General features: G+C 71.6%; 14 protein-coding genes. 5 read left to right on the top strand and 9 right to left on the bottom strand.

The features are described from left to right. Nucleotides 1-3: 3 nt before the first annotated feature. A complete protein-coding gene (locus tag IE311_RS22865; protein WP_189833653.1) occupies nt 4-882 on the bottom strand; it encodes a Cof-type HAD-IIB family hydrolase in 879 nt (292 codons plus the stop codon). A gap of 291 nt (nt 883-1,173) precedes the next feature. On the opposite strand from IE311_RS22865, the gene IE311_RS22860 reads away from it, so the two are divergent. Further along, nucleotides 1,174-1,710, top strand: a complete 537-nt coding sequence (locus tag IE311_RS22860) for a DUF6083 domain-containing protein (protein ID WP_189833652.1) — start codon at nt 1,174-1,176, stop codon at nt 1,708-1,710. A 74-nt stretch (nt 1,711-1,784) separates the two neighbouring features. On the opposite strand, the gene IE311_RS22855 is transcribed toward IE311_RS22860, so the two are convergent. From IE311_RS22855 to IE311_RS22830, 6 genes are all read right to left on the bottom strand, one after another. After that, nucleotides 1,785-2,678, bottom strand: a complete 894-nt coding sequence (locus IE311_RS22855; RefSeq protein ID WP_189833651.1) for an LLM class flavin-dependent oxidoreductase — start codon at nt 2,676-2,678, stop codon at nt 1,785-1,787. A 52-nt stretch (nt 2,679-2,730) separates the two neighbouring features. Next, nucleotides 2,731-3,183 (bottom strand): hypothetical protein, encoded by a 453-nt coding sequence (locus IE311_RS22850; protein WP_189833650.1) that lies wholly within the window; start codon nt 3,181-3,183, stop codon nt 2,731-2,733. Between the two features lie 113 nt (nt 3,184-3,296). Next, entirely contained in the window at nt 3,297-3,857 is a 561-nt protein-coding gene (locus IE311_RS22845) for an RNA 2'-phosphotransferase (protein WP_189833649.1), read from the bottom strand. 132 nt (nt 3,858-3,989) lie between these two features. After that, the gene (locus IE311_RS22840; RefSeq protein WP_189833648.1) at nt 3,990-4,937 is read right to left on the bottom strand and encodes a MerR family transcriptional regulator; all 948 of its coding nucleotides are present in this window, start codon (nt 4,935-4,937) and stop codon (nt 3,990-3,992) included. A 164-nt stretch (nt 4,938-5,101) separates the two neighbouring features. Beyond that, nucleotides 5,102-6,913 (bottom strand): SDR family oxidoreductase, encoded by a 1,812-nt coding sequence (locus IE311_RS22835; protein ID WP_189833720.1) that lies wholly within the window; start codon nt 6,911-6,913, stop codon nt 5,102-5,104. 107 nt (nt 6,914-7,020) lie between these two features. Further along, the gene (locus tag IE311_RS22830; protein ID WP_189833647.1) at nt 7,021-7,866 is read right to left on the bottom strand and encodes a M24 family metallopeptidase; all 846 of its coding nucleotides are present in this window, start codon (nt 7,864-7,866) and stop codon (nt 7,021-7,023) included. A gap of 262 nt (nt 7,867-8,128) precedes the next feature. Between IE311_RS22830 and IE311_RS22825 the strand changes: the two genes are divergently transcribed. From IE311_RS22825 to IE311_RS22810, 4 genes are read left to right on the top strand one after another with little or no spacing between them, the layout of a single operon-like run. Beyond that, a complete protein-coding gene (locus IE311_RS22825; RefSeq protein WP_189833719.1) occupies nt 8,129-9,109 on the top strand; it encodes an ABC transporter ATP-binding protein in 981 nt (326 codons plus the stop codon). Next, nucleotides 9,106-10,017 carry an ABC transporter permease gene (locus IE311_RS22820; protein WP_189833646.1) on the top strand — a complete coding sequence of 304 codons (912 nt, stop codon included), beginning with the start codon at nt 9,106-9,108 and terminating at the stop codon, nt 10,015-10,017. Before IE311_RS22825 ends, IE311_RS22820 begins: the two co-directional genes overlap by 4 nt. Further along, nucleotides 10,014-10,925: an ABC transporter ATP-binding protein gene (locus IE311_RS22815; RefSeq protein ID WP_189833645.1), complete on the top strand. Its 912-nt coding sequence runs from the start codon at nt 10,014-10,016 to the stop codon at nt 10,923-10,925. Before IE311_RS22820 ends, IE311_RS22815 begins: the two co-directional genes overlap by 4 nt. 14 nt (nt 10,926-10,939) lie before the next feature. After that, a complete protein-coding gene (locus IE311_RS22810; protein WP_189833644.1) occupies nt 10,940-11,659 on the top strand; it encodes an ABC transporter permease in 720 nt (239 codons plus the stop codon). A 210-nt stretch (nt 11,660-11,869) separates the two neighbouring features. Here the strand turns inward: IE311_RS22810 and IE311_RS22805 are convergent, their stop codons facing one another. After that, a complete protein-coding gene (locus IE311_RS22805) occupies nt 11,870-13,159 on the bottom strand; it encodes a CynX/NimT family MFS transporter (protein WP_189833643.1) in 1,290 nt (429 codons plus the stop codon). Continuing rightward, nucleotides 13,159-13,836, bottom strand: a complete 678-nt coding sequence (locus IE311_RS22800) for a FadR/GntR family transcriptional regulator (RefSeq protein ID WP_189833642.1) — start codon at nt 13,834-13,836, stop codon at nt 13,159-13,161. The genes IE311_RS22805 and IE311_RS22800 overlap by 1 nt, the downstream gene beginning before the upstream one ends. Nucleotides 13,837-13,927 lie beyond the last annotated feature (91 nt).

Here is a 13,927-nt window from a genome sequence, read left to right as displayed (position 1 = left end):
CCCTCAGCCCTGCGCCGGCCCGTTCCCGGCGGCGGCCAGTGCCTCGGTCACCAGCTGTTCGATGACGACGGCCACCCCGTCCTCGTTGTTGCCGACCGTACGGCCGGAGGCGGCGGCGATCACCTCGGGGTGGGCGTTGCCCATCGCGTACCCGCGGCCCGCCCAGCTCAGCATCTCGATGTCGTTGGGCATGTCGCCGAAGGCGACGACCTCCTCGGCCGTGATGCCGCGCTCGGCGCAGCACCGGGCCAGGGTGGACGCCTTGGAGACGCCGAGTGCGCTGATCTCGATGAGGGCGGTGGGGCTGGACCGTGTGAACGAGGCCCGGTCGCCGGCGGTCTCCCTGGCCACCGCCAGGAATGCGTCGGGGTCGAGCTCGGGGTGCTGGGCGAGCAGCTTCAGCACCGGGGCCGCGGCGCCGGGCGTCTCCTCGAAGAGGAGCTTCTCGGCGGTGGCGACCGTCGCGCCGGGGTCGAGGAAGAACGGCGGGTACTGAGGCTCGTAGTGGATGCCGGTGGTCAGCTCGACCGCGAAGGACGTCCCGGGCGCGGCGGCGCGCAGGGCCCGTACGACGGCGAGGGCGACCGGCCGCTCCAGCGGCCGCACCTCGAGGAAGGTGCCGCCCGCGTGGAGGTCGACGACGGCGGCGCCGTTGGCGCAGATCGCCAGGCCGTGGCCGTGGACGTGCTCGCTGACGACATCCATCCAGCGGGCCGGGCGGCCGGTGACGAAGAAGACCTCGATCCCGGCCTGCTCGGCCGCGGCGAGGGCGGCGACCGTGCGCTCGGAGACGGACTTGTCGTCGCGCAGCAGCGTGCCGTCGAGGTCGGTGGCGATCAGCCGGGCCGGGGCGGACGAGTGCGGGGAACGGGGAGAGGTCACCGCACCATTGTTCCGCACCGAGCGCACGGGCGTGCGGGGAGCCGCACATATGAGTGACGGATCGAGGACGGATCGAGGGGGCGGAGTGCTCGGATCGGGTAGGCGTGGGGCTCCCGAGGCCGGTGTGTACGCCCCGACGTGGCCGTAAACGTCCGTTCGTTTTCCGGATGACGGGGAAGATCTCTGAGAGCTGACGGCGTCTCAAGGGGGCGGGGCATGGGCTCGGGCCGGCGAAGCGACGAGTGCGATTCCTGCGGTGTGCCGTACGGGACGTGGGTCCCGAGCCTCGGCATGTCCCTCTGCGCGCGGTGCGAGGGCGCGGGAGCGGCCCACCCCACGCGGGACCCGGTGCTGGTGGGCGACGTCCTGGCGGGTCTGGTCGACGCCGCGTCGTTCGCGGCGCGGGGCAGCGGCGGTGGGATCGGCGGTGGTACGGGCAGCGGCGGCAGAGGCATCGGCGGGGGCGGCGGCCCGGGTGGCCTCTCGCCCGGCGGTCTCATACCCGAGGCCCGGTCCTTCGGTTCCGTGCCGGACGCCGGGAGACCGGGGGCCTCGGCCTGCGGTCGGTGCGGGGCGCGCGCCGCGTGGCACCGTACGGTGCGGGGCCGCTGGATCATGATCGAGCCCGGAGAGCTGAGAGCCGCCACCGTCCCCGCGGGCAGCCGCTGGCGCGTCGCGGGGGACGGAACGGCGGTGAATCTGGGGTCCGCCGTGCCGTCCGACACCTGCCGAATCAGTCACTTCGACGTCTGTCCGGCGGGACCGGAGCCGGTGGGCTCCCCTGTCCTGCTCGCCCTGTGGCGGGGGCACGCCCGGCGGATCGTCTGATCCACCGAGCGGGTGGCCACCGGACCTTGACCGGGTCTCCGGCAGGCCCGACGGGCCAGGCAGGCCCCGTCGGGTCAGCCGAGCCGGTCCAGTGCCTCCGTGGCGATCCGTTCGAAGACCGCCTGGTCGGCGGCGAAGTCCGAGTCCGGGATCGGCCAGTGGATCACGATCTCCGTGAAACCGAGTTCGCGGTGGCGTCCGGCGAAGTCGACGAAGGCGTCCAGGGACTCCAACGGCCGGCTCCGGTCCGGGGTGAAGCCGGTCAGGAGGATCTTGTCGAGCTCGGCCACGTCACGGCCGGTCTCCGCGCAGGCCTTGCCGAGCTTTTCGATCTGGCCGCGCAGCGCCGCCACCGACTGCTCCGGCGTGCCCTCCTCGAAGATCTTCGGGTCACCGGTCGTCACCCAGGCCTGCCCGTACCGCGCGGCGAGCCTCAGCCCGCGCGGCCCGGTCGCCGCCACCGCGAACGGCAGCCGCGGGCGCTGGACGCAGCCGGGGATGTTCCGCGCCTCGTTCGCCGAGTAGAACGTGCCCGTCTCCGTCACGGACTCCTCCGTGAGCAGCCGGTCGAGCAGCCCCACGAACTCGCCGAACCGATCCGCCCGCTCCTTCGGAGTCCACGGCTCCTGGCCGAGCGCGGTGGCGTCGAAACCGTTGCCGCCGGCACCGATGCCGAGCGTGATCCGCCCGCCGGAGATGTCGTCGAGAGCCATCAGCTCCTTGGCGAGCGTCACCGGGTGCCGGAAGTTCGGCGAGGTCACGAGCGTGCCGAGCCGGATCCGCTCGGTGGCCGTCGCCGCCGCGGTGAGGGTGGGAAGGGCCCCGAACCACGGGCCGTCCCGGAAGGTCCGCCAGGACAGGTGGTCGTAGGTGTACGCGGCGTGGAACCCGAGTTCCTCGGCCCGCCGCCAGGTCTTCTGCCCCTCGCTCCATCGGTGGATGGGGAGGATCACCGTGCTCAAGCGCATGACGCCACGATACGCGCGGGTGGGGGAGCTGCTTCGGGCGAACGCGGTGGGGTCAGCGGACCCGGCTGTTCATCCAGGACGTGAGTGAGGCGTTGGGGACGAGCTCCTTGTACGTCTCGTCGCCGGGCAGCGGGACGATCAGCCACCAGCCAGGAGGGAAGAATCGTCCCTTCACGTGGGCCAGACCGCCGTGGACCGAGCGGAGGAAGGCGGGGACGGCGTCGCGGGGGACGTCCGCGAACTCGATGCCGTCCACGATGATCCTGGCGTCGTCCTCGGGGTAGATCTGGACCGTGACCGAGGGGGAGCCGCCGAGCTCGACGTAGGCCTCGTGAGGCAGCGAGCCGTCCACGTCGAGGACGGCGAACGCGCCGGACGAGGTGCGCCGGGACGTCTGGTCCGCGCCGATGTCGTCGGTCACCGTCATCTCCAGGTTGAACTCCTGGGCGAACTCGCGGATCGCGGTGACGGCTGCTTCTGTACTGGGCAGGTGCGGGTGAGCCATGGGAACGATCATGCCTCAGTCGGGAAGGCGCCCGTCGGGAAGGCGCCCGTCGGGACGGCACCGGTCCCCGTCGGGACGGCGCCGGTCGGGAGGTCGTCGGCCGGGGAAACCTGTCACTCGGGAAAGCGGAGGAATTCCGGCGGGACGGTGCTCGCCAGCCAGACCCCGTTGGCGCTCACGTGGAAGACGTGCTCGGCCCGGTGCATGGCGCCCGCGTCCACGCTGATCACGACGGGCCGTCCGCGCCGTGCGCCGACCCGGGTCGCGGTCTCCCGGTCGCGGGAGAGGTGCACATGGTGGCGGGCCATGGGGCGCAGTCCCTCCGCCCGGATCGCGGGAAGCCGGGCCGCGACCGTACCGTGGTAGAGGTACGCGGGCGGTTCGGCGGGCGGCAGGTCCAGGTCCACCTCGACGGTGTGGCCCTGGCTGGCGCGGATGCGGGTGCCCTCGATCGCGAACCGCTTCTTGTCGTTGGACTCCACGACGTGGTCGAGCTCCGCGCGGGTGATCGGGAAGCCGTTCCGCGCGGTGGCCTGGAGCAGAGTGTCGATCTCGGTCCAGCCGTGGGCGTCGAGGACGAGGCCGATGCGCTCCGGCTGGTGGCGCAGGTGCTTGGAGAGGTACTTGGAGACTTTCACCGTGCGGCGCTCGTCCGGCGGTCCTTGTCTGGTCATTCCGTCAGGATGACGGAGCTCGGATCGCCCGGCCATCGATTTTGAATGGTCGAGGATGGAATGTTTGATCCACAGCCAAAGAGGCTTATCCACAGGCTAGTTGGCGATTCTGTGGACAACGCGTCTTTGTTTTCAGGGGGATTGGGTAACTTCATCACCAATTGGGTGACTTGAGGTGAGAGCGTCCAATGTCCTTTTGTGGACCTCTCGTTCCGTGGCAGCGGTGACGAAGGCCGCGACCCCCTCCGGACCCACCAGCCCCTGAACGGCCCTCACCGTCCCGCCCGGTAGGGCAACGGCGCGCGGCTCGTCGTCCCTCATCTGCGGCATGTCGGGCGACAGATGGAGCTGGAGATGGCGGGCCGCCAACAGGCGCATGGCCCGCGCCAGTTCGGCATCCACCGTCTGCTGGGCGAGCGGCCGGAGCCGTCGCACCATCGTCGCCGCCTCGGTCGCGTCCGCGTCCGTCGGCGGTCGGTGCTCCAGATAGCGCGCGAAGACATGCTCGGTCGTGAACTCCAGGAAGCGGGAGGCGATGTGCTCCACCTGCTCCCGAAGTTCCCTCAGGTGTCCGGTGATTGCGGAGAGTGGCACGCCCGCCGCGTACAACTCGACGGCCACCGCGAGTTCCTGGGGGCTCGGGACGAGGTACTCCTCCGTCTCCCGGTCGGGGAGCGGCTCCAGTACGCCGAGCTCGACGGCCTCCAGAATCGCGGCCTCGTCCGGTGTGCCGCCGAATCGGGCGTCCAGTTCCGCGCGGGAGATCCGGTCCGCCTGCTCGTCCGTCCACGGCCCGTGGACCTCCGCGACCAGACCGAGCACCCCGCCGAGCCCCCTGCCGGTGTCCCAGGCCTCCAGAAGTTCCTTGATCGAGGCCAGGGTGTAGCCGCGGTCGAGGAGGTCGGCGATCTGCCGGAGCCGCGCGAGGTGCGCGTCCCCGTACACGTTCGACCTGCCCCGCCGCTCCGGGCGGGGCAGCAGCCCCCGGTCCTGATAGGCGCGGATCGTCCGGACCGTGGCGCCGCTGTGATGGGCGAGATCCTCGATCCGGTACTCCGGCTGTGCTGACTGCTCGGACAAACCCGCTCCCACCGACCGCTCGCTCCACCCCGCAGCCCGCGGGGCCCCTGCCTGGAAGGGATCGTACGACCGCCGTCCGGGTCCGCTCCCGCGCGGGCGGACCCGGTTCGTCCCCCGCGCGGACGGACCCGGCTCGCCCCGCGCGGGCGGCGGCTCGTTCCCGCCTACGCCGGCGGCTGCCACCGCGCGAAGGCCCGCAGGGTTCCCGGGCTCAGCCGCGACAGGAAGTGCGCGCCCTTGGCCTCCGGGGTCACCGGGACGACCGCGCGGTCATGGAGGACGGCCCCCAGGATCGCGTCCGCGACCTTCTCCGGCGGGAAGTTCCGCAGGCCGTACAGCCGGGACGCCTTCTTCTGGCGCCGCTTCTCCTCCGCCTCGTCGGTCACCCCGGCGAACCGCGCGGTCGCCGTGATGTTGGTGTTGACGATGCCGGGGCAGATCGCCGAGACCCCGATGCCCTGGTCGGCCAGTTCGGCGCGCAGGCACTCGCTGAGCATCAGCACCGCCGCCTTCGAGGTGCTGTACGCGGGCAGGGCCCGGGAGGGCTGGAACGCCGCGGCGGACGCGGTGTTCACGATGTGGCCGCCCTCGCCACGCGCGGTCATCTGCGCGCCGAAGACCCGGCATCCGTGGATCACGCCCCACAGATTGACGTCGAGGACCCGCTTCCACTCCTCGCTCGTCGTGTCGAAGAAGGAGCCGGTGAGCCCGATCCCCGCGTTGTTGACGAGGACGTCGACGATTCCGTACTCGCTCGCGACCTTGGCGGCCAGCTTCTCCATCGCCTGCTCGTCGGCGACGTCCACGGTCTCGCCCCAGGCCTCCGGGGCGCCGATCAGCCGGGCCATCTCGGCCGTGCGGACCGCGCCTTCGGCGTCCCGGTCGACGGCCACGACCCGGGCGCCGGCCTCCGCGAACGCGAAGGCGGTGGCGCGCCCGATACCGCTGGCCGCCCCGGTCACCAGGACCAGCTGACCGCCGAACCGTTCCGCGTACTCCGGCTTCACCCCGCTCTTCGCCGCCGCGGCCGCGACCGGCTTCGGCGCCCTCGTCGCCGGTTCCTCGTTGGCCCGGACGAACTCGCCGATCCACGCGGACAGCTGTTCCGGCCGGGTGCGCGGCACCCAGTGCTTCGCGGGCAGCGTGCGCCGGGTCAGGTCCGGCACCCAGCTGCCCAGGTCGTCGTAGAGCCGCTCGGAGAGGAAGGAGTCACCGGTCGGAGTGATCAGCTGCACGGGCGCGTGCGCGTACGCGTCGGGGCGCGGCCTGCCGAGTCGGGCGCGGACGTTGTCCCGGTAGAGCCAGGCGCCGTGCGCCGCGTCACTGGGCAGCGAGGGCGTCGGGTAGTCGCCGGCCGGGACCTTCTCCATCCGCTCCAGGATCTTCGGCCAGCGCTTGCCCAGCGGTCCCCGCCAGGCGAGCTCCGGCAGCACGGGCGTGTGCAGCATGTACACGTACCAGGACTTGGCTCCCTGGCCGAGGAGCTGGCCGACCCGGCGCGGGGTGGGCCGGGCCATCCGCTGCTTGATCCAGTGCCCGAAGTGGTCGAGGGAAGGCCCCGACATCGAGGTGAAGGAGGCGATGCGGCCCTCGGTGCGCGGGACGGTGACGAACTCCCAGGACTGCACCGATCCCCAGTCGTGGCCGACGAGGTGGACCGGACGGTCGGGGCTGACGGCGTCGGCGACCGCGAGGAAGTCGTCCGTCAGCTTCTCCAGGGTGAAGCCGCCGCGCAGCGGGGCCGGCGCCGTGGAGCGGCCGTGGCCCCGGATGTCGTACAGCACGACGTGGAAGTTCTCGGCGAGCCGGGTCGCGACCTCCGACCAGACCTCCTTGGAGTCCGGGTAGCCGTGCACGAGCAGCACGGTCGGCCGGCCCGTCTCGCCCAGCTCGGCGACGCACAGCTCGATGCCGCCCGTACGGATCCAGCGCTCCCGCGCTCCCGCGAGCCCCGCGGACGGACCGCCCCGCCCCATGACCGGACCGCCGAGCCGCGCGACCGGACGCGAACCGCCCGCCGTCGAACCGCCCTGCCCCGCCGTCGAACCGTCGTGCCCCGCCTTCGGACCACCGAGCCCCGCCATCAGACCGCCCCCTCGTTCCAGCGCCGCACGTGCGGCAGATCGTCGTCCAGCCAGAACGCGCTCTGCTCGGGGTCCCGGGAGTCGGTGACGACCAGGATCTCCTCGAACTTCGCGCCCGTCCCCCGGAAACCGAGGTGCGGCTCGACCGCCCACAGCCCGGGCTGCGGCGGGTGGTCGGAGAACGTGTACGGCGACCAGAGCGGCGACCAGCCGTCCCGGTGGCCGTGCACGACGTCGCTCGCCAGGCCCTTGAGCGCCTGGGTGCCGAAGCCGAAGACCGTCGGCGACCAGCGGCGCTCCTTCACCCGGTCTATCTTGTGGGCGATGACGCCGAAGGGGTAGGCGCGATGCCGGTTCGCGTACCCCTGGCGGACCATGAGCCGGTCCACGTCCTGATAGATCTCGCGGAGCGTGCGGCGCTCGCGCACCTCGCGCAGGATCAGCTCGCGGTGGTCCTTGAGATCGGCGAGCAGCTTGTCGTGCAGCGGATTGAGGCCCAGGCAGCCGCTGTAGCCGATGTCGGCCGTGTGCCCCTTGTAGACCGGAGCCATGTCGAGGATGAAGGGCATCCCCGCCTCGAGACGGCGGTCGGTGGGGAAGAACTGCAGCGGAATCTTGAAGTCGACGAAGGCCGTGCGGTCCCCGAACCAGGCGAACGGCCGGTGGAACCAGTCCCGCACACCCCGCTCGTACAGCCACTCCCGCTGCATCCGCGCGGCCTCGCGCTCGGTCACCCCGGGCTTGAGCTGCGCCGCGACGGCCTCCGCGCACTCGTAGGAGAGCCGCTGTACTTCCCTGAACCCCCGCAGCTCCGCGGAGAGTTCCCCTTTCACTGCTGAGGCCATGCCACCCGCCGTCCCGTGTGAGCGCCCGACCGCGCTACGTGTCCGTAACTTGACACCGATGAATGTGACAATGCTCGGCGGCTGCGTCAAGGGGTCGGACGGAGCCCTGTGGAAAAGCCGTCGCCGCGACCTCGACCGGCCCCGGGAAAAAGACTTTCGTCGCGAGCTCCCCTACTGGCTTGTACTCCTCTGGTCGGACAAGGATCGAGCCGTTGGGTGGACGACCGCTGTGGCGCACGCCACTACCGTCGAAGACGTGACTGTGATCGCGACCGAAAGCCTCAGCAAGCGGTTCCCCCGGGTGACCGCTCTTGACCGGCTCTCCCTGGACATCGGACCCGGTGTGACCGGACTCGTGGGTGCCAACGGAGCCGGCAAGTCCACCATGATCAAAATCCTGCTCGGACTCTCCCCCGCCACGGAGGGGCGCGCCGAGGTCCTCGGCATGGACGTCCGGACCTCAGGCGCGCAGATCCGTGAGCGCGTGGGCTACATGCCCGAGCACGACTGCCTCCCCCCGGACGTCTCGGCCACCGAGTTCGTCGTCCACATGGCGCGCATGTCCGGGCTGCCCGCGACCGCCGCCCGTGAGCGGACCGCGGACACCCTGCGCCATGTCGGCCTGTACGAGGAGCGGTACCGCCCCATGGGCGGCTACTCGACCGGCATGAAGCAGCGTGTGAAGCTCGCCCAGGCCCTGGTCCACGACCCGAAGCTGGTCCTGCTCGACGAGCCGACCAACGGTCTGGACCCGGTCGGCCGCGACGAGATGCTGGGACTGATCCGCCGGGTCTGGACCGACTTCGGCATCTCCGTCCTCGTCACCTCGCACCTCCTCGGCGAGCTCGAGCGCACCTGCGACCACGTCGTCGTCATCGACGGCGGCACGCTCCTCCGCTCCAGCTCCACCAGCGACTTCACCCGGACCACCACGACGCTCGCGGTCGAGGTCACCGACTCCGACACCCACCCCGACGGCACGGCGGCGCTCCGCGCGGCGCTCGCCGGCGCGGGTGTCACCCTGCACGCGGGCGTGGAGGACGGCCTGCCCGGCGCCGGCCACATCCTGCTCCTGGAAGCCGCTGGCGAGGAGACGTACGACCTCGTGCGTGACGTCGTCGCCGACCTCGGCCTCGGCCTGGTCCGCATGGAGCAGCGCCGCCACCACATCGCCGAGGTCTTCCGTCCCGAGGCGTCCCCGCAGCACGAGGACCCGCAGCACGAGGAGGTGCCGGCCCGATGAGCACCCAGACCCCCCAGCCCTCCCAGGCCGCTCCCGACACGACCCGCATCCACAACATCGGCTACCGGTCCTACGACGGCCCGCGTCTCGGCCGGTCGTACGCGCGCAGGTCGCTGTTCTCGCAGTCGCTGCGCGGCGCGTACGGCCTGGGCCGGAGCGCCAAGTCCAAGGTGCTGCCGATGCTCCTCTTCGGTGTGATGTGCGTTCCCGCGCTGATCATCGTCGCGGTCGCGGTCGTCACCAAGCAGACCAAGCTGTCGATCGAGTACACGCAGTACGCGATCTTCCTCCAGGTCGTGATCGGCATCTTCCTGGCCTCGCAGGCGCCGCAGTCGGTCTCCCGCGACCTCCGGTTCAGGACCGTGCCGCTGTACTTCTCCCGGCCGATCGAGCGCGCGGACTACGTGCTCGCGAAGTTCGGCGCGATGGCCTCGGCGCTCTTCCTGCTGACCTCGGTCCCGCTCCTCATCCTCTGGATCGGCTCCCTGCTGGCCAAGATGGACTTCGGCACCCAGACGCAGATGTTCGGTCAGGGACTGCTCTCCGTGGCCCTGCTGTCGCTGCTCTTCGGCGGCATCGGTCTGGTCATGGCGGCGCTCACCCCGCGCCGCGGCTTCGGCGTCGCCGCCGTGATCGGCGCGCTGACGATCTCGTACGGCGCGGTCTCCACGCTCCAGGGCATCGCGTACGGCACGGACAACCTGGGCGCCATCTCCTGGCTCGGCCTGTTCTCGCCGATCACGCTCATCGACGGCGTACAGACCGCCTTCCTCGGCGCGCCCTCATCCTTCCCCGGAGGCGAGGGACCGGGCGCCGGTACCGGCGCGGTCTATCTGCTGGTCGTCCTCGCGCTCGTCGCCGGCTCGTACGGCATCCTGATGCGCCGCTACCGAAAGGTCGGGCTGTGACAACCCTCGAAATCGACCACGTCTCCCGATGGTTCGGAAACGTCGTGGCCGTGAACGACGTCACGATGACGGTGGGCCCGGGCGTCACGGGCCTCCTCGGGCCCAACGGTGCCGGGAAGTCCACCCTGATCAACATGATGGGCGGCTTCCTCGACCCCTCCACCGGCAGCGTCACCCTCGACGGGCGGACGATCTGGGGGAACGAGTCGGTGTACCGCGAGATCGGCGTCGTGCCCGAGCGGGAGGCGATGTACGACTTCCTCACCGGCCGCGAGTTCGTCCTGGCCAACGCGGAACTGCAGGGCCTCGGCGCCAAGGAGGCCCAGACGGCCCTGGCCACGGTCGAGATGGAGTACGCCCAGGACCGCAAGATCTCCACGTACAGCAAGGGCATGCGGCAGCGCGTGAAGATGGCCTCGGCCCTCGTCCACGAGCCGTCCGTGCTTCTGCTCGACGAGCCGTTCAACGGCATGGACCCGCGCCAGCGCATGCAGCTGATGGATCTGCTGCGGCAGATGGGCGCGGACGGCCGCACGGTGCTGTTCTCCTCGCACATCCTCGAGGAGGTCGAGCAGCTGGCCTCGCACATCGAGGTGATCGTGGCCGGGCGCCACGCCGCCTCCGGCGACTTCCGCAAGATCCGCCGTCTGATGACGGACCGTCCGCACCGCTACCTGGTCCGCTCCAGCGACGACCGGGCGCTGGCCGCGGCGCTGATCGCCGACCCGTCCACGGCAGGGATCGAGGTCGACCACGCGGAGGGCGGCCTGCGTGTGCAGGCGGTGGACTTCGGAAGGTTCACGGAGCTGCTGCCGAAGGTCGCGCGCGAGCGGGGGATCCGTCTCCTGACGGTCTCGCCCTCGGACGAGTCCCTCGAATCGGTCTTCTCGTACCTCGTCGCGGCCTGAAAGGAGCCTGACCGATGTACAACCCCACAGTCGCCCGGCTCACCTACCGGGCCCTCCTCGGCCGCCGTCGCGCCCTGATCCTGTTCCTGCTGCCCGCCATGCTGCTGGTCATCGCAGCGGCCGTCCGCGCGTTCAACGGTGCGGACGACCAGGTCGCGGCCGATGTCCTCGGCGGTTTCGCGCTGGCCACGATGGTGCCGCTGATCGGCGTGATCGCCGGTACCGGTGCGATCGGTCCGGAGATCGACGACGGCTCGATCGTCTATCTGCTGTCCAAGCCGGTGAAGCGGCCCTCGATCATCTTCACGAAGCTGATCGTGGCGATCGCGGTGACCATGGTCTTCTCGGCGGTCCCGACGTTCATCGCCGGATTCATCCTCAACGGCAACGGCCAGCAGGTGGCCGTCGCGTACACGGTGGCGGCTCTCGTGGCCTCCATCGCGTACAGCGCGCTCTTCCTGCTGCTCGGCACGATCAGCCGGCACGCGGTGGTCATCGGCCTGGTCTACGCCCTGGTGTGGGAGGCCCTGTTCGGCTCCCTGATCGCGGGTGCGCGGACCCTGAGCGTCCAGCAGTGGGCGCTGGCCCTCGCGCAGAAGGTCACCGGAGACGGCCTGGTCACCTCCGAGGTCGGGCTCACGACCGCGGTGGTGCTCCTCGCGGCGGTCACGGTCGTGGCGACCTGGTTCGCCGGCCACAAGCTCGGCAAGCTGACCCTGGCGGGCGAGGAGTAGCCACAGCAGGCGATTCCGCCGGACACGTGTCCGGCGGAGTGACGCGGCGGCCGAGGAGACGCAGCAGTCGGAGAAGGAGGATGCGGTACGACTCCGCGGGCCGGAGCCCCACCCCGGGAGCCCCACCCCGGCGTCGTACCGCATCCCCCTCTCCCCGGACCGTCCGGTTCTCCCCGGACGGTCCGGCTGTCTCGGCCGGCCCGGCTCTCCTCAGACCGTCCGGTTCCGGGCGGCGAGGAGACCGACGCCGAGGGCCGCCGCGCAGACGGCGAGCACCACACAGATCGGCAGGGTCCAGGAGCCGGTGGCCTGGTGGAGGACACCGGCCGCGAGCGGGCCCGCCGCGGCCAGCAGATAGCCGACGGTCTGGGCCATCCCGGAGAGCCGGGCCGCGGTGATCGCGTCGCCCGAGCGCAGCACGATCAGGGTCAGGGCGAGACCGACCGCACCGCCCTGGCCGACGCCGAGCACCGCCGACCAGAGCCACGCGCCCTGCACCGGGGCCGCCATCAGACCGGCGTAACCGGCCGCGACCAGCGTGGTGACGAGCACGATCAGCGGGCGCTGGCTCCGCATCCGGCCGGCGAGCAGCGGCACCACGAAGGCGCCCGCCACCTGGATCAGGTTGTTGAAGGCGAAGACGACACCCGCTGTGGAGCGGCTCATCCCGTGGTCGGTGAAGATCGTCGGCATCCAGGCGATCAGCACGTACGACCAGAGCGACTGCAGCCCCATGAACAGCGTGACCTGCCAGGCCAGCGCCGAACGCCAGACGCTCACCGGGCGGGCGCCGGCGGCCGGGACGGCCCGTACCCCGTGGCCCGTACGGCCCCGGGCGATCAGGACCTGGGGCAGCCACGCGAGGGCGGCGACCGCGGCGAGCAGCGACCAGAATCCGAGAGACGCCTCCCAGCCACCGCCGAGGGCCTTCTCCAGTGGCACCGCGGCCGCCGCGGCCACCGTCGCACCGGCGATCATCGCGCCGGTGTAGACGGAGGTCATCGTCGCGGCCCGGTCCGGGAAGTCACGCTTGATCAGGCCCGGCATCAGTACGTTGAGCAGGGCGATCGAGGTGCCGACGAGGATGCCGCCGCCGTACAGCGCGTACACGGAGGGCAGCACGCGCGCGAGGATGCCGACGCCCAGCAGGAGCAGCGCCGCGAACAGGACCCGCTCGGTGCCGAACCGGCGCCCCAGCCACGGCGCGACCGAAGCTCCCACGCCGAGGAACAGCACGGGGACCGAGGTCACGAGGGAGCTCGCCGTCGCGGAGAGTCCGAAGGCCTCGGACAGCTCGCCGACCAGGGGCGCCACACTCGCCAGCGCGACCCGCATGTTCAGCGAGGCCAGCACGATCCCGACGAGCAGCAGCGCCGGGTGTGCGAGCAGGGCCCGCCGGGCCGCCGCCCCCGCCGCCGACGGCCGGACCCCGGCCTCGGCGTCGACCGGCAACGGCGGCTCGGTGTGCGCCCGGTCCGTCGTCCGTGTCCCGGCGCTCATCAGGAGCGCTCCGTCAGCGTCGCGACCGTCTCCATCGGCACCCGCAGCAGCTCGCGGGCCTGCCGCTCCGCCGCCTCCGGGTCGCCCGTCTCGATCGCCGCCACCAGTGCCTCGTGGGCGTCTATGTCGACCGGCGGCATCTCCCGGTCGCCGAGGGCCTCCACCAGGACCTCGTGGACCTGTGCGGAGAAGAACCGGTACACCTCGACGAAGGCCGCGTTGTGCGTCGCCCCGACGACGGCCAGGTGGAAGGCGAGGTCCGCGTCCGCGTCCCGGTCGCCCTCCTCGCGCAGGGTGGTCAGGGCGGCCCGCAGCCGCAGCAGGTCGTGGGTGTCGCGTCGCGCCGCCGCGAGCCGGGCGGCCTCGGCCTCCAGGGCGACCCGGAGTTCGAGGACGTCGGCCGCGCCCGCGTGCCGCACTCCGCGCAGGACGGCCGCCGGATCCGCGGTCGACCTGACGAAGGTGCCGTTGCCCTGCCGGGATTCCAGCAGGCCCGCGTGGACCAGGACCCGGACCGCCTCGCGGACGGTGTTGCGGCCGACGCCGAGCTGCTGCGCGAGCTCGTGCTCGGTCGGGATGCGGTCGCCGACCGCCCACTCGCCGTCCGCGAGCTGGGTGCGCAACTGCTCCACGACGGAGTCCACCAGCGAGGTCCGCCCCGCCGCCCTGAGTGCCATGCCGTTCCGACCTCTCCATTTGCCCGGTTGCCCAGTCATCCTACAACTGACCGTGCGAGGGACACCGGACTACTGTGGGCCCGTACGTGGA

Source organism: Streptomyces zaomyceticus, assembly GCF_014656215.1.
In the GTDB taxonomy this organism is placed as follows: domain Bacteria; phylum Actinomycetota; class Actinomycetes; order Streptomycetales; family Streptomycetaceae; genus Streptomyces; species Streptomyces zaomyceticus.
Note: the sequence above shows the minus strand (reverse complement) of the source record. Positions and strands in the feature narration are given on the sequence as shown.